A 24155-nucleotide genomic window follows, 5' to 3' on the forward strand; every position below is an offset into this window, starting at 1 on the left:
TGCTCCTTTCGTTATCAGTCTGTCACTAAAAACGAACTGTTATGAATCCGCAAAAAACCGCCCTTGTCCTGATCGAATATCAGAACGATTTTACGTCGCCAGGAGGTAGCCTCCACGATGCCGTTAAAGGTGTTATGGACTCAACGAACATGCTGGCCAACACGCTTGATCTTGTTGCCAAAGCACGCGAAGCGGGTGCCATTATCATTCACTCGCCCATTAGTTTTCAGGAAGGGTATTTTGAGATTACGAAACATCCGTACGGCATTCTGAAAGGTGTTGTGGATAGCAAGTCGTTCCGAAAGGGCTCGTGGGGTGTTGATATTATCGACTCATTGGCCCCTCAGTCTGGTGATATTGTTTTGGAAGGCAAGCGTGGTTTAGACGCCTTCGCCAGCACTAACCTCGACTTTATTTTACGAAGCAAAGGGATCGAAACCATTGCCCTGGGTGGGTTTCTGACCAATTGCTGTGTGGAATCGACCATGCGCTCCGGCTACGAAAAAGGCTTCGAGGTAATTACCCTAACCGACTGCACAGCCACTTTGAGCGAAGAAGAACAGGCATTTGCCTGCGCCAAAAACTTCCCCATGTTTTCGAAACCAATGACCCACAGTCAATTCTTGGATGATTTGACGGGTGAGGCCGTTCAGGAAGTCGAAACGCGGGGGTATTCAGCGTAGAGGCAACTCAAGACCTGATTTACTGAATAGCCTAAGCCCGTTTGTTACCGAACGAGCTTAGGCTATTCAGTAAATTTTCGGGCATCGGTTGACAAGCAACTCTACTTAACAGATTAATCAAACAACTTTATTTCTGTTCTACCAAAAACATCTGATCGTCTTTACCTTTTAGTATATAACCGCTTGGTGTTTTTACAATAGAATATTTCATTGACTCACGGTCAATCAGTTGCGTTTTTCCTTCCGCTTGAAGTGAAATTGAGCTAGGTAGCAAACAGAGTGAGTCTCCTATAAATCGCCAATTAATTGGGCTGTCTTTAATGATTCTATCTCCTCTTTTTGTTCGGAATGTAGCAGCACCGTCTTTATAAAAAAGAAATAAAAGGTGTAAGTCATTTCCGGCGTTACTGGTATCACCTTCCTCCCCAATAAGAAATGTCTTATTAGAAAGGTCGATTACTTTGGTGGCCAATTCTGAGTTGGCTACTTTTTGCGCCAAAGCTAAAAAGGGAATAGAAAGTAGTAGGGCTAAAAGGCAAACGGTTTTACGGGCAGACATAGGATTGATTTGTATTCGATTCTGACGGCAATATTAACTAAAGCCTCAATTAATTCATGTAAAAAAGAGGCTCTATTGTTAAAATGTCTTATAGTCAAGCATATAACAGTATCGTGCCTCGGTCTGTTAGGGTGCTAAGTACAATGCAACTAGTAGAACTTAAGGATCGTGTTATGGCAAGCACGACTCTATGGTATGCTACTTAGATTTCGGTCAACGCAAAATCTATTTGCATTGATAATTCCCAAACAACCTCTGATATTAGAACCATCTTAGTTAAGTAGGCTATTTTAAGTTGAAGCTTTGGTTGACAAACATAGACCCGTTCATCTAGTTAACTTTTCAATCTATACTAAAAGCCATGGATATCGCCTTAGAAGTCTTGCTGATTGTGGTCGATCTTCTTCTCAAGAAAACAGCCAAAGAAAACACCAATAAGCCCGCTCTATCTGGACGGTAATTTGGTAAGAACAAAGCCAACCTAACCAACCACGCTCCGTTTTACCTCACAGTGTATCGGCCAATAGCACTTTATCTTTATTCGAGGCAGATCGTTCGTTATTTTTGCTGCGAATATTTCTAGTGAATGCTTCCAACCTATGCTCAAAAAAATTGGTCTTGTCATTGTAGGGGTTTTGGTTATTTTGATTGTCTGGCAGTGGGAGCTAGTTAGTTACGGCTGGATGCAGGCAAAGGGCCAGTTGCATATTCTATGGAATACCCAACCCGTTGCCGATGTATTGGCCAACCCAGCGTACCCAGATTCGTTGAAAAAGAAAATAGAACTTATCCGTGAAATCAAGCGTTTTGCCTTAGACTCGCTTGGTTTGGATCAATCAGGAAGTTACGAATCGTTTTACGATCAGCAGGGAAAGCCTATTTTATGGGTGGTAACGGCAGCTCAACCGTACCAACTCATTGCCAGACAATGGCACTTTCCAATTCTCGGTACGTTTTCGTACAAAGGATTTTTTGAAAAAGACCGAGCCGATTCGACAGTAGCAGACTTGAAACGGGAAGGATTGGATACGCGTACTGGTGAAGTATCGGCCTGGTCGACATTAGGATTTTTAGATGACCCGATTCTGTCCAGCTTTCTGGACAGGCCGGAAGGTAGTCTGGCCGAGTTGATTATTCATGAACTCACGCATGGCACGTTGTTTGTGAAAAACAGCCTGGAGTATAACGAAAATCTGGCCGACTTTGTCGGCGAATACGGCGCTTTGCGCTTCCTGGCGCAGAAGTATGGCAAGACATCGGTTCAGTATCAGAACTATCTGGCTACTAAAGCGTTTTATGAACGTTATGATGAACACATTTTGCGCGGAACCCGAATGCTCGATAGTTTGTATAAGTCGTTTAAACCGGCAACGCCTGTCGTAGTCAAAGATTCATTGAAGTGGAAAACTATTCGTCAAATTGTTGATTCATCAGATACATTAACCGATCAGCGAAGCAAAGCAAGTACACGTTCAGTAAAAAAACGGCAACCTGCAAAACTGAACCTACCCAATAATGCGTATTTTATTGGGTACCTGACTTACCGGAAACAACAGAATCGTTTTCGGCAGGAGTTTGAGAAACAGTTTGGCGGAGATTTCAAAAAATATCTAACATACCTTAAACAGACCTATCCATCGTTGTAAACAAAACCCGGTCAACGGGTAGTTGGAAGTATGAAGAAGTTATTGATTGGCATCGGTATTTTATCTGTTCTTAGCACGGGTTTTATGGCTATGAACACCTATCGACGCGTGGTTAACAACAGTTTCGGACCAGGTGAACACATTGAATATCGGGTTCACTATGGCTTTATAAATGCGGCCGAAGCAGTCGTAGATGTTAGTCCAACGTTATATAAAGTAAACGACCGCCCTTGCTATCGAGTCAATGTGGATGGCCGTACCGTGGGGGCCTTTGATCTCGTAACTCGCGTTCGCGACACCTGGCGCTCATACATCGACACATCGGCCATTCTTCCCCAAAAGTTTTATACGAACCTTCAGGAAAATAAATATCGGAAGGAAGAAAACATCACGTTCAATCACGAAGCGAATACGGTTAAAGCCGAAGAACGCACGGAGAAAGATGTGTTTAAAGTGCCCGATAACGTTCATGATCTTATCAGCGGCTATTACTTCCTACGAACGATCGATTTTAACAAACTTAGTAGCGGCCAAATAATCGAAGTGCCTGCCTTCTACGACGATACCATCTATAATATGAAGGTTCGGTATCGGGGTAAGGATGTTATTAAGGCAAAAGGTGGTAAGATCAACGTGATCAAGCTGAACCCCGTGTTACCACCGGGCAATGCCATGTTTAAGGAAGAAGAATCGATCCGGATTTTCGTTTCGGATGATGCGAATAAAATTCCAATTAAGGTTGAAGTCGATTTATGGATCGGCTCGATGGCTATGGATTTAAAACAGAACTCGGGCCTGAAACAGCCGCTGAAGTTTTTTTAAGCTTTTATTTCTAAAAAAGGCGTGCCACGGTTTTAAACCATGGCACGCCTTTTTATTTTTTGTCATTCCGAACGCAGAGAGGAATCTCAAGTTTCATATTATTTAACGAACCTGTTTAAACTTTCTGTAGCCGAGTCATAATTGGAGTTTTTTGTCATCCCGACGCAGGAGGGATCTTCGGGTGAGGGTCATTTCACAGGCTTACCCAAAGATCCCTCCTGCGTCGGGATGACAAAAACGCTGTTAAGTAAAAAGTTTAAACAGGTTCAACGTGAATTATGGATAAAATCTGGGTTTATTAACTAATAGTTAGCTATTTATAGTATTGTTTTTTGTCATCCCGACACCAGGAGGGATGACAAAAAACTAGTATTATGCTATTTGTAAATCGGCAATAATTTACGTTAATCAAGCTTGAAATTCCTCTCTACGCTCGGAATGACAAACTAGGGGCTTTTAGCTTCTAAAATGTAATCAAAATCGTTTTTTGAGCCTCAGAAGTCCCCGCTCAAGAGCTGTCAGCCGGTTCCAGCGCATTGTCCAGAACGGTTCTTCAATGGCACCAAAACTCTGATAGAAATCCCGAATTGATGATTTAGTAGGGCTTTCAAAGTCCAGTACGAAGGTTTCACCAGCTTTTTCCTGAATCAATTGATCGATCAACAATGTGCGGACGTTTGCTTTTCGTCCAATCTCAGAAGCCGCATTGAACAGGTATATAATTCGATTGCCCTCCTGCACAAACAAGGCTCCAGCTTCAATCTGCCCATTATGCAGGGCATAACGTAAAGTAGCTAAACCGCGCTTAGTCAATTCACGTAGGAGCATACTAAACATGTCATAAGCCCAGTCGGCCACGCTTCCGTCGATGGTACCCGCGTGATTTTCTCGAAATAAGGTTATGAGTGGTTCTGGGTCTATCGAATCCAGCATTTCCCAGTTTGGATTATCCCTAAACTCACGCTGCGCCCGACGGTGGTTTGCTTTTCGGTTGGGCGAGTAGTTTTGATAGATTGCCGAGTAACCAGAAGATAGGTTGAGCGTATGGGTAGTGAGCTTCCGAATAGAAGTAGAATTGGGTTGCTTATCGAATTGCTGGCGCGTACAGTAAACGGAGCCATACCGAAACGTCTCAATCATCAATTGAAAAAACGGGGTTGAGTCAACGGATTCATCAAGACTGAAAACGTCCAGAAACTGGCAGAAGAATGGCTGATGGACGACCCATTGGGAAACAATTCCGGCTACACGCTTCCGGCGCAATGGAACAGGCATAACGGCCCGGTAACGCCCAGCTTCATCTATCGAAACAAGGCCAACCCATTTCCAGTCGGGAGATAGTAACACGGCATCCAGATACCAGGAATAGCCATATAAAATTCGCTGGGGAGAAGCGGCCACACAGGCATCCCAGGCCGTAGCGTTAAGTTGGTGGCGGGGAATGATTTTCAGCGTTTTTGTCATGCTGACGCAGGAAGCATCTTAAACTTTCTGAAGAATCAATTGGGATACATTAAGATGCTTCCTGCGTCAGCATGACAAAAACCCTATTTAAACTGAGCTTTCAGTTTTTCAATTGCGTGGCGCGTTTCGGCGTGCTTGGCCACAAGATCGCTGATGGTTTGCACCGCATGAATAACCGTGCTATGGTCACGGCCGCCAAAATGATAGCCAATGGATTTGAGCGATAGATCGGTTTTCTCTTTGGCCAGATACATCGCAATTTGCCGCGGGTGTACCAGTTCGCGCTTCCGGCTTTTGGCTTTCAGATCGGCAATGGTCACGTTGAAATAATCGGCAACGGCTTCCTGTACCGAATCGATGGTAACCTCCCGGTCCGAGTCGACCACGATATTGCGGAGGGTTTGTTTAGCCAATTCAAGGTCGATGTCGCGCCGGTTCAGCGACGCCTGTGCCATCAGCGAGACAATAACGCCTTCCAGCTCGCGCACGTTTGTGTTGACGCTATGAGCGAGGTACTCAATTACCGTGTTCTCGATATAAATGCCTTCGGCCTGGAGTTTCTTCTGAATAATGGCAATCCGCGTTTCCAGATCGGGCGTTTGTAAATCGGCCGAAAGCCCCCATTTGAAACGGGACAGTAAGCGGTCTTCCAATCCGTCCAGTGCCCGCGGGGCGCGGTCGGAAGTCATAATGATTTGCTTGCCCGACTGATGGAGGTGGTTAAAAATATGGAAGAAAATCTCCTGCGTTTTTTCCTTTTTCTGTAAAAACTGTACATCGTCGATCACCAGCACATCTACCTGCATGTAAAACGAGGTAAAATCCCGAATACCGTCACTCCGAACGGCATTCAGAAACTGGTTGGTAAATTTCTCGGAAGTAACATACAGAACAAACTTATTCTGGTTGTTATTCTTGATGTAGTTACCAATTGCCTGCACCAGGTGCGTTTTGCCCAAACCAACACCCCCATAGATCATCAGTGGATTGAAGGAAGTAACCCCTGGTCGTTCCGCAACTGCATAACCGGCCGAACGCGCCAGCCGATTGCAATCGCCTTCCACATAATTATCGAACGTATAGGTCGGATTCAGGTAGGAGTCGAGCGTTAATGAATCAAGATCTTTAAAAACAAACGGACTTTTGATCAGATCAGGATTAACATTATCAGGTTTTGACGTTTGTGTCGACTTCGTTGTTGGTATGTTTACCGTAAGCGGGCGGTTTTGTTCGTTGCCCTTATCGACGATAATCGAATATTCTAGCTGCCCGTTAGGTCCAATGGCCGTGTCAAGCGCTTTACGCAGGGCGTGCACAAAGTTCTCCTCAAGCCATTCGTAAAAAAACTCGCTGGGTACCTGTATCGTCAATACATGCCCATTAAGCCGCAGAGGCACAATGGGTTCAAACCAAGTATTGAAGCTTTGCTCGGGTACAATATCCCGAATAACAGCCAGACAGCGATTCCACACCGTCGTTATTTCACGCTGCATGCCGGTCTGAGTAGTTATATTCACGGGAAGACATTTCGTATTACGGTTGGGGTCGCAAAAAAGGGAGACAAATATCAGGAAAATATCTGACCCGGCCATACAGACCATGTCAGGTTTTTTTGAGCACCGCTGTCTTCCCTCCCAATGTTAAGCTAAAATTACGCGATTCAGTTGGAACGTCAAGGCGCGATTTAAATCCCTTTGAATAATGCAATGAAGACACTTATTAAGCGGTAGTGGGCACAATTTTCCCTGGAAAAGATAAAAAATGTACTTTTACTCTCAATCATCGCAACGCATCTGATGGACTCTCTTTTTTCATCGTTATTTCCTCCTGCCGATCAATCTGCCTGGCTGAAACAAGTTCAGAAAGAGCTGAAAGATGAGGGGGCTTATGAGAGTCTTCGCTGGCACACAGCCGAAGGGTTTATCCAGGAACCTTACTACACTAGTGACGCACTTACCCATCTGCCATTAGCCTCGATTCAGGAAACGCAGAAGCAGGTTCCGGGCTGGCTCAATGCACCCGAACGATTGATTTCGAATGAAAAAGCTGATAATACAGTTCTCTGCGACGACCTTAATCGTGGAGCAGACTCGCTCGTTCTTGCGCTGTCTAAAAAACCAGATTTTGCCCAACTTCTCAAGGGAATAAAACTAAGCGAAACGCCCGTCTTTTTCCGTCTTAATGCCACTACAATAGATCTTAATACCATTGAGCTAGTAAATGCCTTGAAAATGATCGCTCCTTATCAACTAAAAGGAGGTTTACTGATAGACACTAACGATGCCACGGCCGAGGTAACTCGCCTGACCGCCGACTCACCCCAATTTCGAACAATCTGTGCCAGTAGCCATGCCTTTCACAATGCTGGCGCTACTGCTACTCAGGAGTTAGCCTTTACACTGGCTTCGCTGGCTGACAGTTATGATCGACTGACAGATGCTGGGTTGACGATCGATCAACTTGTCCCTAAAACAATCCTCTCCGTTTCTGTCGGCACGAGCTATTTCCAGGAAATCGCCAAACTCCGTGCACTACGAGTACTTTACAGTCGCTTTGTCAGTCATTATTCATTATCCATTAGTCATTATCAATTATTCATCCACGCCCAAACATCCACCTTCTTCAATTCGACAGCCACCCCTTATACCAATTTACTGCGAGGTACTACCGAAGCAATGGCCGCTGTTATGGGCGGTTGCGATGCATTGACAGTGCATCCCTACAATACCGTTTTAGCGCAATCGGATAACCAGGAGTTTACCGAGCGAATTGCCCGCAACGTGTCGCTGCTACTAAAAGACGAGAGTTACTTGGCAAAGGTTGCCGATCCATCAGCTGGATCGTATTACATCGAAACGATGACCCATCAATTAGCTGAAGCAGCCTGGACCCTGTTTCTAGACGTCGAAAAACAGGGCGGCTTTGCGAAGGCATTTGCGGCTGGGTTTATTGCCAGCGAAATCGATCAATCGTATCAGGCAAAAGTCGATGCGGTTCGTGGTGGAAAGGTGCTGGTTGGCGTTACAAAGTTCCGGTTTGATGAGCCAGGTACCCAAGCCACTACAACTTTAGAAAGCGTCACTGCCAACTCAAGTACAGGTTCATTACCCGACCGGCGCCTGGCCCAAGCGTTTGAATAATCCCGACAAGCCATGAGACCCGATTTCAACACGATACCAGATTCATTGTCGGAAAGCAGCCAGGCATTGGCAAACACAACGCCCAGCGCCCAGCGCCAAACAGCCTATACCACCGCTGAGGGCATCAACGTAAAGCCGCATTTTACAGTCGCCGATGTGGCTAATGCTGATCATTTGGACTATGCGGCTGGTATTCCACCTTTTTTGCGGGGCCCCTACGCCAGTATGTACGTCCGACAGCCGTGGACTATCCGGCAGTACGCGGGCTTTTCGACGGCTGAAGAGTCGAATGCTTTCTACCGACGTAATCTCGCTGCCGGGCAAAAAGGTTTATCTGTTGCCTTTGATTTAGCTACCCACCGGGGTTACGATTCCGACCATCCGCGCGTAGTTGGCGATGTTGGTAAGGCTGGTGTAGCAATTGACTCGGTCGAAGACATGAAAATTCTCTTCGATCAGATTCCGCTTGATCAGATGTCGGTATCGATGACCATGAACGGAGCCGTGTTGCCGATTATGGCTTTTTTCATTGTAGCCGCCGAAGAGCAGGGCGTCCCACCCGAAAAGCTTTCAGGAACGATTCAGAATGACATTCTGAAGGAATTCATGGTGCGGAATACCTACATCTATCCGCCCGAACCCTCTATGCGCATCGTTGGCGATATTTTCGCCTACACTAGTCAGCATATGCCCAAATTCAATTCCATTAGCATCAGCGGCTACCACATGCACGAAGCAGGTGCCCCTGCCCAGCTCGAACTAGCCTATACGCTGGCCGATGGACTTGAATACATTCGTACAGGCTTGCGGGCCGGTATGGGTATCGACGAATTCGCTCCTCGTTTATCGTTCTTCTGGGGCATTGGCATGAATCACTTCATGGAGATTGCCAAACTGCGGGCAGGTCGATTGCTTTGGTCGAAAATTGTGAAGCAGTTTGATCCGAAAAATCCGAAGTCGCTGGCTTTACGAACCCACTGTCAGACGTCTGGTTATAGTTTAACGGAGCAGGACCCGTTTAACAATGTCGCCCGGACGGTTATCGAAGCGCTTGCGGCTGTGTTAGGTGGCACACAAAGTCTGCACACAAACTCATTGGATGAAGCCATAGCTTTGCCTACTGATTTTTCGGCCCGCATCGCCCGCAATACGCAGTTGTATTTACAGCACGAAACCGATATTACTCGCGCTGTTGATCCCTGGGGTGGCTCTTATTACGTTGAGTATTTAACGAAAGAATTGGTTGAAAAAGCGTGGGCGCTGATAGAAGAAGTGGAGCAACTAGGCGGCATGACCAAAGCCATTGAAACAGGACTACCCAAACTTCGAATTGAAGAAGCGGCTGCCCGCAAGCAGGCCCGTATTGATGCCGGAAAAGATGTTATCGTCGGCGTCAATCGCTATAAACCTGAAACTGAAACCCAGATTGAACTGCTCGATATTGACAATCAGGCCGTCCGGGAAAGCCAGTTAAAACGCTTGAACGAGGTAAAGAAAAGTCGAAATCAGGAGAGTGTGGATTTAGCGCTGGCTGCATTGACGGAAGCGGCTTTAACCCAGTTTACCCCACCCCCCGGCCCCTCCCCTTAAACAAGGAGAGGGGGGAAACCCTGCTAAAAACCTCCTCGCGCTTGCTGTTGAAGCGGCTCGCCATCGGGCTACACTTGGTGAAATTTCTGACGCTATGGAAAAAGCCTTTGGCCGACATAAAGCCACGATTCGGGCGGTGTCGGGTATTTACTCTGCCGAAGTATCCGACGATGAAAACTTCCGGTTAGCCCGCGAAATGAGTGACCGTTTTGCCGAACTGGACGGTCGTCGCCCACGGATTCTGGTTGCCAAAATGGGGCAAGACGGACACGACCGGGGTGCCAAAGTAATTGCAACGAGCTTTGCTGACTTGGGCTTCGATGTCGATATGGGGCCACTCTTCCAGACACCCGCCGAAGTAGCCCGACAGGCGGCAGAAAACGATGTTCATGTCGTGGGTGTATCGAGTCTGGCAGCGGGTCACAAAACACTTGTGCCACAACTGATTGAGGAATTAAAGAAAATCGGACGTGGCGATATTTTAGTTATTGCCGGAGGGGTGATTCCAGCGCAGGATTACCAGTTTCTGTACGACGCTGGTGTCAAAGGTGTTTTCGGACCGGGCACGGTGATTTCGGTAGCCGCTCAGAAAATTTTAGCGGAATTAATAGAAGAGTAGACTTACTAATTAAGACACTAAATGAATTTACTATCGCCTGATTGGGGGCTCATTATTTGGCAAATAATTGTGTTATCCACCAGTTTGTTTTTTGGGGGAGCCATGGTCCGCTGGGCAATACGGCAGTACAAACGATAGCTTAGTTACTAAGTTTCTATAGGCTTTTTAAGTTTGTATCAAGCGTCTTTCCATTTAATCCCACAACCAACCGCTCTTGCCGAAGGGGTTGTTACGGCCTTACCTTCCAGTAATTCATTAACAGCACTTTCAACGTATTTTTTGTCGGCGGTTGCCACATCATAGTGATTGTTGTCAATAGCCCCAATGTAGGCCACCTTAAATTGGGCACCATCCCGTTTTACAACAAACATATGCGGTGTGTTTGTGGCACCAAATGTACGGGCTACAGCCTGGCTTTCATCGTATAAATAGGGGAATGCGTAATTTTTGGCCTTAGCTCTCTGTTGCATCGCAGTGTATGAATCTCCCGGCGACCGCTCAGCGTCGTTGGCCTGAATAGCGACAACCGGATACCCTTTTGCTGCAAATTGCTCGTTCAAGGCCATAATCCGCCCTTCGTATGCTTTCGCAACTGGGCACGTATTGCAGGTAAAGGCAATGATGTAGCCTTTCACATCCGGCTTATCAGCCAGCGAAACCATTTTCCCATCAACATTTTTCAGTTTAAAATCCTGTACCACATCGCCTACTTTATACCCGGTTGAGGCACTGCGCGCGTTCATCAATACCACGGTAATCACGAGAGCGATCGTGGCGAGCAAAGCAGCCTTTTTCATAGTTGGTTATAGTTTATATTGGTTAATCATTGACTCAAGTTCTCCTTCTTTTACAGGCCTGTCGATAAACTGACGAATGTTTCGTTTTGAATTGATAATCAGTGTCATTGGCAAAGCACCAGACCATTCAGGGGCTAGTTTATCAATCCAGGTGTTCAGATCGGGTTCATTAAGTAAAACTACTCGTGATTTAATTTTCCTATTTTTAACGAAGGGGGTAACTTTCGTGTTCAGGGTTTTCCCATTATCCATATTGACTAGCAGAACATGAACTGGCTTCTTGGCATAGGTTTGCCGAATGGCTTCAAACTGAGGCAGCTCTTTCACGCAAGGTGCACACCAGGTAGCCCAGAAATTCACCACGTAAAGCGTATCATTCGGACGACTAATCAGCTGCTTCAACTGCTCAAATTTGATTACAGGAACAGACTGGCCCCGGATAGCCGAACTAGCCAGTAATAGCGTGATAAGGAAAATGCCCAAGACCGATTTCATCCACGCAACTAATTTACAGATAGTCTGCTAACAATTAGAAAACGAAAACAGCACGGACTTCTATTGCCTTTATTGCCCTAAATCGATTCACTACTCACACCTGGGCTGCCCTTTAAGTGCAAATCTTTTACTCGATTTCTGACTTTCCGCATGAACGATTTGCCCGGATCGATTTTGCCCGTTAGGTACGTAGGATCAGTTTCTTTCCAGATTGGGGTGCCAATAAAATCTTTGTACTCGTAATGCCCAATCAAGTATTCGATGCTTTTATACTGCCGTTTCAGGTAGCGGACTAGTTGCACATTGGCTTTCATCTGCGCTTTCGTCAGGTCGTTGTTACCGATATTTTCGATCCCAATAGCACAATAATTTAGCCCAATGCAATGCCGGGCAAAGGCCGTATCGGGTAGCAGCCGAAAAATGGTACCATCTCGATCAACCAGAAATGGAACCGAGGTATTTAATCGGCTGGCCTTCTGAAGATCAGGTCGACCCGGTAAGACAGACGGGTTGAAAATATCGAACGTGGCCTCAAGCGTTGGCACGGCTGTCCAATGCAATACAATCATTAGGGGTTTAATGTAAGGTTCCTGTTGCTGAATACCGTGTCGTTTGGCCAGGTATTCAAGGGAGAGTTGCTTACGTTCTTCATCGAAAATAATAGGCTTATCAACGAATCGGAAGGCTGGTTGAGCATACGATTTGGACAGTAGCAGAATAACCAGCGATAGGGAAGAAAGAAGACATTTCATAGGTGGTAAGTACAAGTATTTATTTAATTAGGTAGAAGAATTTCAATAAAATAAATGATAAAATTGTGTCGAAATTGCTCAGTGTTATCTAATAGAACAGTAAGTATTATTCACTAATTATCTTTTCACATAGTTGGGGTGTTCGCTCAATTTTGAACATTTTTGCAGATTGCGTTAAGTATATTTAACTATCTTTTAATTGTGCTTTTTCGGTATTGGAGCGGAAGAATTGTTACTTTGTTGCGTTTTTACAAGCGGATGACATTAAAAATTGCCTCATATTCTCTATTGTTCTTTAGTTTGTTCCGTTTGCCTGCGTTGGCACAGGCGCCATTAACCTTACGGCAGACTCTTCAACAAGTTCGTACGAATAGCCCAGCTCTCCGAGTTGAACGGTTAAATATCAACGCAGCACAGGCGGATCAGACTACTGCGAATTTGAGACCAAATCCCGTTATTAATAATCAGACGCTGCTTCAGCTAACCCCCACGCCTGGAGCTGAAGCCATTGGATTAATGAATCGGCAACGGCGGCAATTCTGGATACAGGCAACCAAAGAGTTTGATATTTATAACAAGCGTACCTATCGTAATCGATTCGCCGAAGCTAATACCAATCTGGCGGTTCGGAGCGTGGCCGAAACCGAACGTGGTTTACTTTTTGAAGCCGCCAATCGGTTTATCGATGCCTGGTATGCCCGTATTCAATTAGCACTTCTGCAACGCGCCAAGGCAAATGTCGACACGTTGGTGAAATTGAATCAGGTACGGCTTAAGAATCTGGTTATTACCAGCACTGATCTTACCCGAACCCAGCTGATTTCAGACCAATATGACATTCAAACCCGTACGGCCCAACAAGATTTGAGTAATCGGTTGAATGAATTGCGTCTGGTAATCGGAACGAGCGATAGTATTACCGTCGCTATGAATGATTCGATTATTCAGCCGAATTTCACGTTGCCATCCCGCTTTTACATAACGTTGAATGCGTCGGAAGATAGTTTACTTCACCTAGCATCGACTAGCCGAACAGATGTAAAGGTAGCTGAAGCCAATATTGAATCGGCCCGCCGGAACATCGACTTGCAGCAGGTATTGGCTAAACCACGAAACGAGGCTGGATTTATCTGGAACCCCCAAAACGCGGTTCCCTATGCCGGTATATTTCTGACCATCGAGTTACCCTTCTATAGCCGTAATCAGGGTGAAATCCAGAAATCGAAGGTACTTGAAGATCAGGCTGGGCAAGCGGCTGCCTTGGTTCAGGCCCGGATTCGATCAGAAGTGGAAACAGCTTACCGCTCGTTTATGACCAGCCGGCAGAATATCGATCGCTATGCCGCAATTCGGCAGGATGCCGACCGCGTATTAGCGTCGGTGCGTTATGCCTATCTGCGGGGAGCCACTACGCTGATTGATCTGCTTCAGGCCGAAAGCTCCTGGTTCGATACCCAAACTGCTTATTACCAAACTCTTTATACCTACCGTCAAAACTATGTTCGGTTGTTATATGCAACCGGGCAGATTAACTCATATTAATGAATAAGGGACAATGAATAATGGGTGATGCAGTAAGACTTGCCTGATTTATGACATTATCGATTGTCCAGTATTCATTACAAAAGAAGACATGAAATTTTACGCGATACTTCCGCTGGTATTTCTGGCACTGGCTTGTCATGAAAAACCAAAAACGGTGGTCAAATCAATACCACGTCCAACCATAAGCACCGATGGTAGCCAGATTACCTTTCCTGATTCGGTAATGATGCGACCATTTACAACGCAACTCGCTCGGGTTGGGGCTGTTCGTACTGATTTTTCGGCTCCGGGCCACGTAGCGGCTATGGTTCTTCGTTCAGTAGAAACACCATCTGAACGACTGGTTCTGTTCGATGATCCTGGTTTATCGGATAACTACACGGCCATTTTGCAGCACCGAATCAATATCCAAACTCAGAAAGGGAATCTGGAGCGTGTGAAAGATTTGCAGGCGCATGGGGCTGCATCGGGTAAGGAAGTCATTGAAGCACAGACTCAGCTGGCCAACGAGGAAGCGGCTATTATCTCAGATGAAGCCACGCTTAAACTGGCCGGATTTGATCCAAAGGCTTTGCGAACGGCTCTTCCGAATACAATTCTGGTTGTTTGCGAAATCCCTGAAAATCAGTTTGGTAGTATTCGGCAAGGGTTAAGCTGTACCCTCAATTTTACCGCCTTCCCGAACGAACAGTTTTCTGGCCGGATCGACAACGTGAATGATTATGTGGATAATACCACGCGCCAGATTAAACTCCGTATTTCGGTAGCTAACCCCGATGGACGACTCAAAGCGGGAATGTTTGCGACCGTGGCGTTTGGTGTTACAGAAGGGAATTTCATGACAACCTCACGCGATGCTGTCGTAACGGTACAAGGCCGCGATTATGTATTTGTGCAAACTGCCCCCCAAACCATTGAACGTCGGGCAGTTCAACTTGGTCAACAACGGGAAGACCAGGTCGTTGTACAAAGTGGTTTGAAGGTAAACGACCGGGTTGTAACAGCTAATGTGCTGCAATTAAAGGGGTTAAGTTTTGGGTATTAATAAGGGAGGGAGAAAGGGGATGAGAGGGAGGAAAGGGATGATAGGGAAAAAAGGGGGAAAGTTGGCACTGCTAATCCTTCTCATCTTCCTTCTTCCTCTCTTCCCTTTACTCCCTTTCTTCCCCTTCCTCCTTTAAAATTATGATTCAGAAACTAATAACATTTTCGCTCAAAAATCGCTGGATCATCGTCGGATTGGCAGTGGCGGTGATGGGCTTAGGGCTTTGGTGCTTCAAACTGTTGAAGATTGAAGCTTATCCAGACATTGCCGATACCAACGTTATTGTCATTGCTAAATATGATGGACGGGCTGCCGAAGAAGTTGAACAGCAGGTTACAATACCCCTTGAGCGAGTACTCAATAGCGTTCCCCACGTAACAGACCGACGTTCGAGGACCATTTTCGGTCTGTCGGTTGTGCAACTGAACTTCGATGAGACCGTTACCGATTACTTCGCCCGTCAGCAGGTAATCGAGCGGCTTACAGGGGCACAACTACCCGACGGCGTTTCACCCGAACTAGCCCCGCTTACTACGGCTGTGGGCGAGATTTACCGCTATGTAATTGAAGCTCCTGCGAGCATGACACCCATGCAACTGCGCGATTTGCAGGACTGGGTTATTATTCCTCAATTGTTGCAGGTACCCGGCCTGGCCGATGTGACAACCTTTGGTGGGCCAATCAAGCAATTTCAAGTAATCCCCGATCCGGCTAAGCTTCGTAAATACGATCTCACGTTGCAGGATGTAATTGAGGCTGTTCAGAAGAACAACCAGAATACGGGAGGTAACGTCATTGCGCGGGGCGGCCAAGGTTTTGCTGTTCGAGGGTTAGGAGCACTTAAAACGCCCGACGATGTGCAGCATATCGTTCTGAAAGCGAACGAAGGCGTGCCTGTATTGCTGCGTGATGTTGCCAGTGTTGAAATCAACCCACCATCGCCATCGGGTATTTTGGGCTATCGAATCCCCGATGAAAATCTGGATGTGATTGGCGCAACGGAAGGAATCGTCCTGTTGCGTCGGGGCGAAAACCCCAGCGAAGTGCTCGAATTGCTGAAAGAGAAAATTGCGGATCTTGAAGCGCGTGAGTTACCCAAAGGCGTGCATTTACGGATACTTTACGACAGGGGCTTTCTGATTGATCACTCGCTCGAAACGGTTGCCCATACGCTTATTGAAGGCATTTCTATTGTGGCCATCTTACTCGTGCTGTTTCTGGGCAGTTTGCGGGCGGCTTTGGTCGTTACGGTTACAATTCCGTTTTCCCTGCTGTTCGCCTTCATTCTGATGAAGCTCGTCGGCATTCCGGCTAACCTGCTCTCGCTAGGCGCTATTGACTTCGGGATTATCGTGGATGGAGCCAGTGTTATGGCCGAACACCTTATAAGGCGGTATCGATCATCTGGCCCTGCCGATCGAAATCAGGGCATTGTGAATGTTACGGCTCGTTCGGCAGGTGAAGTGGCGCGCGAGATTTTCTTCTCCGTTACCATCATCATTCTGGCTTACATGCCCATTCTGTTAATGCAACGTGTTGAAGGCAAGTTATTTAGTCCAATGGCGCTCACGCTATCCTTTGCCGTTATTGGCTCATTGATCTGCGCCTTAACTGTTATTCCGGTATTGATTTCGTTTGCCTTCCGTAAAGTGCTGGCTCCCGATGGTAAGCCGCTGAAAGAACATAAAAACTTTCTACTGTCTCCATTGGAGAGCGGCTATCAATGGCTCCTCAAATCTACTTTAATGAAGGTGCCTGGCATGGTGGTGGGCGTCGGGATGGCGGTTGTGCTGGTTATGATTGGCTTCGGAATAAAACTAGGTACCGAGTTCCTGCCCGAGCTGGATGAAGGCTCTATTTTTATGCGGGCGTTTATGCCATCGGGGATTACGATTCAGGAAAACGCGAAGATTTCGCCCAAAATTCGGGACATCATTAGCGAATACAAACCGGTCAGTTTCGTGATTACCCAGACGGGTCGTAACGACGATGGAACCGATCCATTCCCAACCGATCGTACCGAAATCCTGATCGGATTGAAAGATTACAGCACCTGGTCAGATACGATTTCGAAAAAAGAGATTGTTCGATCGATGCAGGCTGAGTTGCAGGAAGCGTTTCCGGGCGCTTTCTTCTCGTCGGGTCAACCCATTATTGACCAGGTAATGGAAATCGTGACGGGAAGTGCCGCCGATTTAGCCATTTCTGTAGTGGGTAACGATCTAACGCTGATGCGCTCCAAAGCCGATAGCATTGCAACACTCGTGCGAGCGATGAACGGCGCGGTCTCCGTTAATATTGAGCAGGAAGGTCCTCAGGATCAGTTAGCTATAAAAATCAATCGCCCAGCAGCTGCCCGTTACGGCATCAATGTCGCTGAGATCGAGAACATGATTGAAGCAGCCATTGGTGGTAAAGCTATTGGCTCTATTTATGACGAAGCAAAACGCTATGACATTGTTGTTCGCTTCACACCCGAAAGCCGGGGTAGTATCGATGCCATTCGCTTATTACAGGTGCCTTCGGCAACGGGAGCCCTGATTCCAATGAATGAGCTGGCCGACATTCGCTACGTGCAGGGACAGACGAACATCTATCGTATCAATGGCAAGCGCATGGTGACGGTCCGAACAAATATTCGCGGGCGCGATCAGGGCGGTTTCGTGAAAGAAATCAGCGAGAAAGTGCGTCAGCACATAAAAATCCCAGAAGGGTATAGTGTTATCTACGGAGGGCAGTACGAGAATCTTGAACGGGCTGGCGGCCAATTAGCCGTCTCAATTCCATTGACTATTGTGGTCGTATTCCTGTTCCTGTTTATGCTTTATGGCAACGTTCGGGATACGCTGCTCACGCTGACCTGCTTGTTATTCGCTCTGGCGGGAGGAATTGGTGCTTTACTACTGCGAGGATACAACTTCAACGTATCGGCCGGGGTAGGCTTCGTATCGATCTTTGGGATTTCGGTAATGGCGGGTGTCTTGCTGGTATCAGCATTGAACCGAAATCTGGTCAATAATCCAAAATCGTTGCTGGAGATTACCATTGGAACAGCTCAGGAGCAATTTCGGGCCATTATGGCCATTATGGTCGTTGCGATTATTGGCCTTGTGCCAGCCGCTATCTCGAGCGGTATTGGTTCCGACGTTCAGCGCCCATTGGCTACGGTTATCATCGGTGGTTTGACCACAACGCTATTTTTTGCTCCGCTGATTATTCCACCCTTATTTTACATCGTCAATCGACGTCGCCCACGCCCAACCCCATTGGATTCGACTGGTCACCACATACCCGAGCCAATTGAGGAAGGAACGGAGATTTAGTGAATAATGTAAAATGAATAATGGTTAATATATAATGCAGGCCAGGCTTTTCATTATACATTAACCATTATTCATTTTACATTAAACTTCAGGCAAACTTCTCCAGTTGCTTTACCAATACACCGAAATCCTTAGGGTAGGGAGCTACAAATGTTTGTTCTTCACCATCCAGTAATGTAAACGTCAATGAGTAGGCATGAAGCGCAACCCGTTGAATCAGCGGGAGTTCTTCCGTACCTTCTTTTAAGTTGAATTTACGCTTCACTTCCGACAGATAGACGGGTTTTCCGCCATAGGTTGCATCATTGACGATAGGTGCTTTTAAACACATCAAATGGACACGAATCTGGTGCATTCTCCCCGTAATAGGCATGCACTCCACCAGCGTCGTTGTCCGGTAAGCTGCCAGCGTATTGAAAATCGTTTCAGCAACTTTCCCTTTTTCGCGATCAATGCGAACCGCTGTTCCGTCCTTAATTGGTGAAATTGGCAAATAGACTGAAATACCTTCGAAATTATGCACGCCATTCGTGACAGCATGATACCGCTTGGCAACTTCACGGTGTTCAAACTGCATGGCTAAATGTCGGTAAGCCTCCGGATTTTTGGCAATGGCTAAAATACCTGACGTTTCTTTATCCAGTCGGTGACCAAGCTGAGCATCAGGATGATAGGCTTTGGCCATCCGAACAATACTCTGTCCCCCTCGGTCAGCTGTCCGCTCATCAAGCGAGGCTACGTGAGGTGGCTTGTTGATCAGTATATAATCCTCATTCTCGAAAACAATGAGGTCTTCAAAAGTTAGTTTCACAGTTTATAGTTTGAGGTTTGAAGTTCGTAGTGATTCATAGATATAGGAGGGAACTTCAAACCACGAACTTCAAACCTCAAACTATAAATTAAACACAAAAAGCCTCCTCCTTACCGGAAGAGGCTCGATGAACTATCTTAGGAAAGACTAGAGCGACAGTGTACCGCGCTCGTAAGCCTTCTGAAGCGTAGCTTCCAGACCGTTTTTGTTGATGGTTTTAATGGCCGATGTAGCCACTTTCAACGTAATCCATTCGCCGGTTGATTCAACAAAGAACCGCTTCTTTTGCAGGTTCGGGAAGAATTTACGTTTTGTTTTATTATTAGCGTGAGAAACGTTGTTTCCCGTGCGTGTGCGTTTTCCTGTGATTTGACAAACTCTGGCCATTACCGTACTCGTTTTCCGTATGAGGGCGCAAAATTCGCTAAATAATTCATAATCTGCAAGTCATTCCTTCTTTTTTTTGAATCCATAGGGGCAATGACGGCATCCATTCTGGCAACAATACCCCCGTTTGAGGTGATAGTTGGCCGTAAAAACTACATAGCCTTCAGGTGTGTAGTAGTAATCATCATCCGCTAATCCGGCTATTTTTTTTCCTGACGGTTGCGATTGCATGCTTTTGGGCGTCTGTCTAAGAAACTGTATTTTTGGAAACAAACGGTCGGCCTGGCTGATTGGTTGCAGATTTAAACCGCTTTTTACTATGATAATCGAACCAACAAAATCCCTCTCTGCTGCCGATAAGGCAATGGAATTGGAATGGCATTACGGTGCTCACAATTATCATCCCATTCCGGCGGTACTAACCCGGGGCGAAGGTGTCTTCGTTTGGGACGTAGATAATAAACGGTATTTTGATTTTCTATCGGCTTACAGTGCTGTAAGTCAGGGCCATTGCCATCCGCGAATTATTAACGCGATGATTCAGCAGGCCCAACGGCTAACGTTGACCTCACGCGCATTTTATAACGACAAAACGGGCCTTTGCGAGAAATTCCTTTGCGAATACTTCGGCTTCGATAAGGCCCTAATCATGAATTCAGGGGCCGAAGGGGGCGAAACCGCACTCAAGCTGACACGAAAGTGGGCTTATAAAGTTAAAGGCATCCCGCAGAATCAGGCTAAAGTAGTATTTGCTGCCGGAAATTTCTGGGGTCGAACATTGGCCGCTATTTCATCCTCAACAGACCCCAGTAGCACGAACGATTTTGGGCCGCTATTACCCGGCTATATTGTCATTCCTTACGACGACCTCGGCGCCTTGGAAGATACGTTCAAAAGCGATCCGAACATTGCCGGGTTTATGGTTGAGCCGATTCAGGGCGAAGCGGGTGTAGTAGTGCCCCACGAAGGCTATCTAAGCGGTGTTCGAGACTTATGTACTAAATACAATGTACTGTTCATTGCCGATGAGGTACAAACGGGCATTGGACGCACAGGCAAGCGCGTAGCCTGTGATCATGAAGGCGTTAAGCCTGATCTGCTTATACTAGGAAAAGCCCTTTCGGGGGGCACCATGCCAGTCTCGGCCGTTCTCACTTCCGACGAAGTAATGCTGACCATTAAACCCGGTGAACACGGGTCAACCTACGGTGGCAACCCGCTCGCCTGCGTTGTTACGATGGAAGCGCTTCAAGTGGTTGACGATGAGAAGCTAACCGAGAACGCAGCGGCAATGGGTGAGATTTTCCGAGCCCGAATGACCGCTTTGAGTCAGAAAACAGAACTCGTAAAATCGGTACGAGGTAGAGGATTGCTTAACGCTATTGTCATAACAGAACGCTCTGATTTAGGGGAAGAAACCGCCTGGGAAATCTGCCTAAAACTAAAAGACAACGGTTTGCTAACCAAACCAACCCACGGTGATAAAATCCGCTTTGCTCCTCCGCTTGTCATTACAGAGGAACAAATGCACGAGGCCTGCGATATTATTGAGAAAACAATCCTGGAGTTTTAGAATAGTCAACGATTGATTTGAAACGCACGAGACATTTGTATACTTTAAGAAAAATATAATTACATTTGTCTTCATGACACCAGATAGACGCCTTAACCAATTAGAGCCAGTAGTAGCCGATGTACTTCAGAAGGTTGACCGCTTAATTGAAGGCAACGGCAAGATTATTAACGAGGTATCTAAAATACCTGGTCTGGAGAAAAAAGTCGACGTAATTGCTAATGGCTTGGCTGAGTTAACTGTTGATACCCAAGAAGGGTTCGCCAGCGTTCGTAAAGACATCAGTGGCGTGCACACTAAAATCGATAGCGTCGAATCTAGCCTCCGTCAGGAGATTACTGGCGTTAACGCTAAAGTAGATGAGGTGACCACTAAAATCGATAACGTTGAATCTAATCTTCGTCAAGAGATTGCTGGCGTTAACGCAAAAATTGATAGCATTGAGTCTAACCTTCGTCAAGAGATTAGTGGCGTGAATACTAAAATAGATGGTGTTGAAGGTAGCCTACGCCAAGAAATATCTAAGGTTGAAAATTCTCTTCGCCGAGAGATTACTAGTGTTGATGGCAAGGTTGATAACCTACGATTAGAAATGAATCAACGATTCGACCAACTCGTTACGCTTATTCAGGATCGATGGAGATAAACTCTTGTCAAAAAAACAAACGGGCTGAATGGTTTTCCCATTCAGCCCGTTATGATTACTGCACTGGCTGCCCATTCCTGAACGTGGCCGCTATTTTATCGCCATCTGCGAAATAGTACGTTCCTTTTCCGTTGGGAACATTGTTCTTGAACCAGCCCGCATATCTATCCCCATTACGATAATAATATACGCCGTAGTCGGAGCGGAGGTTATCCCGGAAATTGCCCTTATATTTTACTTTACCATCAGGGTAATACTCAGTGCCTTCGCCGTGTTTATCACCTTCTTCAAATTCGCCGGCATAGCGTTCAAGCGTTGGGTAAACAAATACACCCGTTCCATCCTGGCAATCACCTGAAACACAACCTATAGTTGCTCGAACGCTGGAGCGTTGAGCGGGTGCTTTGGGGGCAACAACGGGGCGGGCAGATGTAGTGGCCAGGTTAGTATTGGTTGCCATGGGTTTCGGCGCCATAGCCGTTGGCGTTTTTACCGCCGTCCGACTTTTGGGATACATAGCTTCGGCTTCTAACCAACCCTTTCGAATGGCCTCGATACGAGCAGGTTTAGCTGGGTGAGTCGATGTGGCATGCTCATTACCAAGTGCTTTTACTGCAACAGTCGCTTCTTCCAGTGATGCCCCTAACTGGTGCAATACAAAGCCCGAAAACTTATCGGCTTCAATCTCTTTGATCGGTTGCCCACCACGTCCGTCAATGGTGTGTCCCTGCAGATGATGCCCAATCTCGTGCGCCATGATACTGATAGCCGACCAGTCGGTTTCAGTATCTTCTTCAATTTGCGTCATGAACGCACCATCATAAACAATAAAACGCTGACCTTTCAGAACAGTTGCAAAACAGTTATCTGTGTTGGAACACTCAATAACCTTAAAATTGCGCTGCAGGCCGATCGGCTTTAGAATCCGATCGACAACCTTTTCCGCATGACCATTGGATGCGGTTGTTTGTGCACAAATAACATCAGGGGCAACATTACCACCTGTGTAACTACAAATAAACGTGCCGGGACTACTGGGGATCTGGGCCAATAGTGGGCTAACAATGGCTGCAGATAAAGAAAGAATACATGAGGATAAAGCCGCTCTCACAGGCATAACCGAATCGGGTTAATCGTTCAACACGGCTGAATAACGAACAGAATTAAGTTGCTATTTTGGTCTATCGTAAAGTTTTTCCGCTTTATTTAAACTGCTGCACCGCTACCCTTCCTTTGGCCCCAACAGCATAACAGGTGCCTTTGACACAACCCATTGAGTGAAAGCCCTCCGTATCGAGTTGCTGCCAGGTTTGTCCCTGATCGGCTGATAAGCTTGTACCCGATGGACCGACGGTAAGCAGGCGATCACCAGGAAGCAGGGCAACAGCTTCTTTCAGGCCGGGAGGATTGGTTTGGGTCACAAGCTGCCAGCTTTGCCCACCATCTCGCGTAATAGCCGCATTCGGTCCAGCCTGTTGTTCCTGTTTGTAATTACCACCGACAACCATCCCATTTTTATCGCTGAAAAAATGCATACCAAACAGGCCGGTTGCTTCTCCCGCTGGTAAGGGTGTGTTCGTTACATTCCAGGTCTTCCCACGATCGCTGGAACGGAATACACGACCATATCGTCCACCTCCAGACGCAATCCAAACGTTTCGCTTTCCATGCACAACCAGACTAGTACCACTGGCAGCAAACGCGGCTTCGTTCGGTTCCATAAGAGGTAACGCAGCCGGAGGAATCGGTTGCCAGGTTTTTCCGCCATCGTCGGTAGTCAGGATAACCCACTTATTGTCAATAGGATCACTGAATACGATTCCATGTTGGTCATCCCAAAAATCGATTCCATCGAAAAATACGCCTTGTTGTTGCGTTTGATAGAGTAGCGTCCAGGTTTGGCCAGCATCGTTCGTTTTATAAATCCTGGCTTGCCCTTTTTCGGCTGGTCCGGCGCTCATCAGATAGGCGGTTTGCGCGTTCACAGCATGCACATCGCGGAAATCACAAGCCTGAGCGTCGGGTACAGTGCCTGTTTGCCAGGTTTTCCCCCCATCGGCCGTTCGCACAAATGTGCCTTTGGTACCGCCAATCCAGGCAACATCAGGACTGGCAACGCTCACCGCCCGGAAACTGGCATCGGTACCGACGTTTTGAAGTCGCCACTGAGCAAAACCGCTACGGGAGGTTAATATAGTTAGTATGAACAGGCAGACTAATCGATTCATAGATTTAGCTCTTTGTTAATCAGGATGATG

The 24155-nt window shown here is 46.6% G+C and carries 20 protein-coding genes and 1 pseudogene; 10 read left to right on the forward strand and 11 right to left on the reverse strand.

Annotation, left to right across the window (positions count from 1 at the left end):
* Positions 1 to 41 precede the first annotated feature (41 nt).
* A complete protein-coding gene (locus tag H3H32_RS25610; protein WP_182458599.1) occupies positions 42 to 683 on the forward strand; it encodes a cysteine hydrolase family protein in 642 nt (213 codons plus the stop codon).
* A 127-nt stretch (positions 684 to 810) separates the two neighbouring features.
* Here H3H32_RS25610 and H3H32_RS25615 read toward each other — a convergent pair whose 3' ends face one another.
* Positions 811 to 1242 carry a hypothetical protein gene (locus tag H3H32_RS25615; RefSeq protein WP_182458600.1) on the reverse strand — a complete coding sequence of 144 codons (432 nt, stop codon included), beginning with the start codon at positions 1240 to 1242 and terminating at the stop codon, positions 811 to 813.
* Positions 1243 to 1841: 599 nt separating this feature from the next.
* Here H3H32_RS25615 and H3H32_RS25620 point away from each other — a divergent pair.
* Together H3H32_RS25620 and H3H32_RS25625 are read left to right on the forward strand one after the other, a co-directional pair.
* Positions 1842 to 2888 carry an aminopeptidase gene (locus tag H3H32_RS25620; RefSeq protein ID WP_182458601.1) on the forward strand — a complete coding sequence of 349 codons (1047 nt, stop codon included), beginning with the start codon at positions 1842 to 1844 and terminating at the stop codon, positions 2886 to 2888.
* A 30-nt stretch (positions 2889 to 2918) separates the two neighbouring features.
* On the forward strand, positions 2919 to 3710 hold the full coding sequence (locus H3H32_RS25625; protein ID WP_182458602.1) for a DUF3108 domain-containing protein: 792 nt from the start codon (positions 2919 to 2921) through the stop codon (positions 3708 to 3710).
* A 474-nt stretch (positions 3711 to 4184) separates the two neighbouring features.
* On the opposite strand, the gene H3H32_RS25630 is transcribed toward H3H32_RS25625, so the two are convergent.
* Both H3H32_RS25630 and dnaA read right to left on the reverse strand, forming a co-directional pair.
* Positions 4185 to 5174, reverse strand: coding sequence for a GNAT family N-acetyltransferase (locus H3H32_RS25630; RefSeq protein WP_182458603.1), 990 nt, complete (start codon positions 5172 to 5174; stop codon positions 4185 to 4187).
* Between the two features lie 83 nt (positions 5175 to 5257).
* On the reverse strand, positions 5258 to 6667 hold the full coding sequence (gene dnaA, locus H3H32_RS25635) for a chromosomal replication initiator protein DnaA (RefSeq protein ID WP_182458604.1): 1410 nt from the start codon (positions 6665 to 6667) through the stop codon (positions 5258 to 5260).
* A 303-nt stretch (positions 6668 to 6970) separates the two neighbouring features.
* On the opposite strand from dnaA, the gene H3H32_RS25640 reads away from it, so the two are divergent.
* Together H3H32_RS25640 and scpA are read left to right on the forward strand one after the other, a co-directional pair.
* A complete protein-coding gene (locus tag H3H32_RS25640) occupies positions 6971 to 8314 on the forward strand; it encodes a methylmalonyl-CoA mutase family protein (protein WP_182458605.1) in 1344 nt (447 codons plus the stop codon).
* 12 nt (positions 8315 to 8326) lie between these two features.
* A pseudogene (gene scpA, locus H3H32_RS25645) lies at positions 8327 to 10523 on the forward strand (methylmalonyl-CoA mutase).
* Between the two features lie 176 nt (positions 10524 to 10699).
* Here scpA and H3H32_RS25650 read toward each other — a convergent pair.
* From H3H32_RS25650 to H3H32_RS25660, 3 genes are all read right to left on the reverse strand, one after another.
* Entirely contained in the window at positions 10700 to 11320 is a 621-nt protein-coding gene (locus H3H32_RS25650; RefSeq protein WP_182458606.1) for a thioredoxin family protein, read from the reverse strand.
* A 6-nt stretch (positions 11321 to 11326) separates the two neighbouring features.
* Entirely contained in the window at positions 11327 to 11815 is a 489-nt protein-coding gene (locus H3H32_RS25655; protein ID WP_182458607.1) for a TlpA family protein disulfide reductase, read from the reverse strand.
* Positions 11816 to 11892: 77 nt separating this feature from the next.
* Complete coding sequence (locus H3H32_RS25660) at positions 11893 to 12567, reverse strand: peptidoglycan recognition protein family protein (protein WP_182458608.1); 675 nt, start codon at positions 12565 to 12567, stop codon at positions 11893 to 11895.
* 258 nt (positions 12568 to 12825) lie between these two features.
* Here H3H32_RS25660 and H3H32_RS25665 point away from each other — a divergent pair, with 258 nt between their 5' ends.
* From H3H32_RS25665 to H3H32_RS25675, 3 genes are all read left to right on the forward strand, one after another.
* Complete coding sequence (locus tag H3H32_RS25665) at positions 12826 to 14109, forward strand: TolC family protein (RefSeq protein ID WP_182458609.1); 1284 nt, start codon at positions 12826 to 12828, stop codon at positions 14107 to 14109.
* A gap of 91 nt (positions 14110 to 14200) precedes the next feature.
* Positions 14201 to 15157 (forward strand): efflux RND transporter periplasmic adaptor subunit, encoded by a 957-nt coding sequence (locus H3H32_RS25670; RefSeq protein WP_182458610.1) that lies wholly within the window; start codon positions 14201 to 14203, stop codon positions 15155 to 15157.
* Between the two features lie 140 nt (positions 15158 to 15297).
* Positions 15298 to 18480, forward strand: a complete 3183-nt coding sequence (locus H3H32_RS25675) for an efflux RND transporter permease subunit (protein ID WP_182458611.1) — start codon at positions 15298 to 15300, stop codon at positions 18478 to 18480.
* 88 nt (positions 18481 to 18568) lie between these two features.
* Here the strand turns inward: H3H32_RS25675 and H3H32_RS25680 are convergent, their stop codons facing one another.
* The 3 genes from H3H32_RS25680 to H3H32_RS25690 form a co-directional block, all read right to left on the reverse strand.
* Complete coding sequence (locus H3H32_RS25680) at positions 18569 to 19291, reverse strand: RluA family pseudouridine synthase (protein WP_182458612.1); 723 nt, start codon at positions 19289 to 19291, stop codon at positions 18569 to 18571.
* A 147-nt stretch (positions 19292 to 19438) separates the two neighbouring features.
* Positions 19439 to 19678, reverse strand: coding sequence for a 50S ribosomal protein L28 (gene rpmB / locus H3H32_RS25685; RefSeq protein WP_111344536.1), 240 nt, complete (start codon positions 19676 to 19678; stop codon positions 19439 to 19441).
* Between the two features lie 60 nt (positions 19679 to 19738).
* On the reverse strand, positions 19739 to 19909 hold the full coding sequence (locus H3H32_RS25690; RefSeq protein ID WP_182458613.1) for a C1orf53 family protein: 171 nt from the start codon (positions 19907 to 19909) through the stop codon (positions 19739 to 19741).
* Positions 19910 to 19997: 88 nt separating this feature from the next.
* Here H3H32_RS25690 and rocD point away from each other — a divergent pair, with 88 nt between their 5' ends.
* Positions 19998 to 21251 (forward strand): ornithine--oxo-acid transaminase, encoded by a 1254-nt coding sequence (gene rocD, locus H3H32_RS25695; protein WP_182458614.1) that lies wholly within the window; start codon positions 19998 to 20000, stop codon positions 21249 to 21251.
* 73 nt (positions 21252 to 21324) lie between these two features.
* Positions 21325 to 21897 (forward strand): hypothetical protein, encoded by a 573-nt coding sequence (locus H3H32_RS25700; RefSeq protein ID WP_182458615.1) that lies wholly within the window; start codon positions 21325 to 21327, stop codon positions 21895 to 21897.
* A gap of 55 nt (positions 21898 to 21952) precedes the next feature.
* On the opposite strand, the gene H3H32_RS25705 is transcribed toward H3H32_RS25700, so the two are convergent.
* Together H3H32_RS25705 and H3H32_RS25710 are read right to left on the reverse strand one after the other, a co-directional pair.
* Positions 21953 to 23014 (reverse strand): M48 family metalloprotease, encoded by a 1062-nt coding sequence (locus tag H3H32_RS25705; RefSeq protein ID WP_182458616.1) that lies wholly within the window; start codon positions 23012 to 23014, stop codon positions 21953 to 21955.
* Positions 23015 to 23099: 85 nt separating this feature from the next.
* Positions 23100 to 24125, reverse strand: a complete 1026-nt coding sequence (locus tag H3H32_RS25710) for a WD40/YVTN/BNR-like repeat-containing protein (protein ID WP_182458617.1) — start codon at positions 24123 to 24125, stop codon at positions 23100 to 23102.
* Positions 24126 to 24155 lie beyond the last annotated feature (30 nt).

It is taken from the genome of Spirosoma foliorum (assembly GCF_014117325.1).
GTDB classification, from domain to species: Bacteria; Bacteroidota; Bacteroidia; order Cytophagales; family Spirosomataceae; genus Spirosoma; species Spirosoma foliorum.

Coding starts and splice junctions, on each gene's coding strand:
- H3H32_RS25610 (WP_182458599.1), top strand. CDS start 42: ATGAATCCGCAAAAAACCGCCCTTGTCCTGATCGAATATCAGAACGAT.
- H3H32_RS25615 (WP_182458600.1), bottom strand. CDS start 1,242: ATGTCTGCCCGTAAAACCGTTTGCCTTTTAGCCCTACTACTTTCTATT.
- H3H32_RS25620 (WP_182458601.1), top strand. CDS start 1,842: ATGCTCAAAAAAATTGGTCTTGTCATTGTAGGGGTTTTGGTTATTTTG.
- H3H32_RS25625 (WP_182458602.1), top strand. CDS start 2,919: ATGAAGAAGTTATTGATTGGCATCGGTATTTTATCTGTTCTTAGCACG.
- H3H32_RS25630 (WP_182458603.1), bottom strand. CDS start 5,174: ATGACAAAAACGCTGAAAATCATTCCCCGCCACCAACTTAACGCTACG.
- dnaA (WP_182458604.1), bottom strand. CDS start 6,667: ATGCAGCGTGAAATAACGACGGTGTGGAATCGCTGTCTGGCTGTTATT.
- H3H32_RS25640 (WP_182458605.1), top strand. CDS start 6,971: ATGGACTCTCTTTTTTCATCGTTATTTCCTCCTGCCGATCAATCTGCC.
- H3H32_RS25650 (WP_182458606.1), bottom strand. CDS start 11,320: ATGAAAAAGGCTGCTTTGCTCGCCACGATCGCTCTCGTGATTACCGTG.
- H3H32_RS25655 (WP_182458607.1), bottom strand. CDS start 11,815: ATGAAATCGGTCTTGGGCATTTTCCTTATCACGCTATTACTGGCTAGT.
- H3H32_RS25660 (WP_182458608.1), bottom strand. CDS start 12,567: ATGAAATGTCTTCTTTCTTCCCTATCGCTGGTTATTCTGCTACTGTCC.
- H3H32_RS25665 (WP_182458609.1), top strand. CDS start 12,826: ATGACATTAAAAATTGCCTCATATTCTCTATTGTTCTTTAGTTTGTTC.
- H3H32_RS25670 (WP_182458610.1), top strand. CDS start 14,201: ATGAAATTTTACGCGATACTTCCGCTGGTATTTCTGGCACTGGCTTGT.
- H3H32_RS25675 (WP_182458611.1), top strand. CDS start 15,298: ATGATTCAGAAACTAATAACATTTTCGCTCAAAAATCGCTGGATCATC.
- rpmB (WP_111344536.1), bottom strand. CDS start 19,678: ATGGCCAGAGTTTGTCAAATCACAGGAAAACGCACACGCACGGGAAAC.
- H3H32_RS25690 (WP_182458613.1), bottom strand. CDS start 19,909: ATGCAATCGCAACCGTCAGGAAAAAAAATAGCCGGATTAGCGGATGAT.
- rocD (WP_182458614.1), top strand. CDS start 19,998: ATGATAATCGAACCAACAAAATCCCTCTCTGCTGCCGATAAGGCAATG.
- H3H32_RS25700 (WP_182458615.1), top strand. CDS start 21,325: ATGACACCAGATAGACGCCTTAACCAATTAGAGCCAGTAGTAGCCGAT.
- H3H32_RS25705 (WP_182458616.1), bottom strand. CDS start 23,014: ATGCCTGTGAGAGCGGCTTTATCCTCATGTATTCTTTCTTTATCTGCA.
- H3H32_RS25710 (WP_182458617.1), bottom strand. CDS start 24,125: ATGAATCGATTAGTCTGCCTGTTCATACTAACTATATTAACCTCCCGT.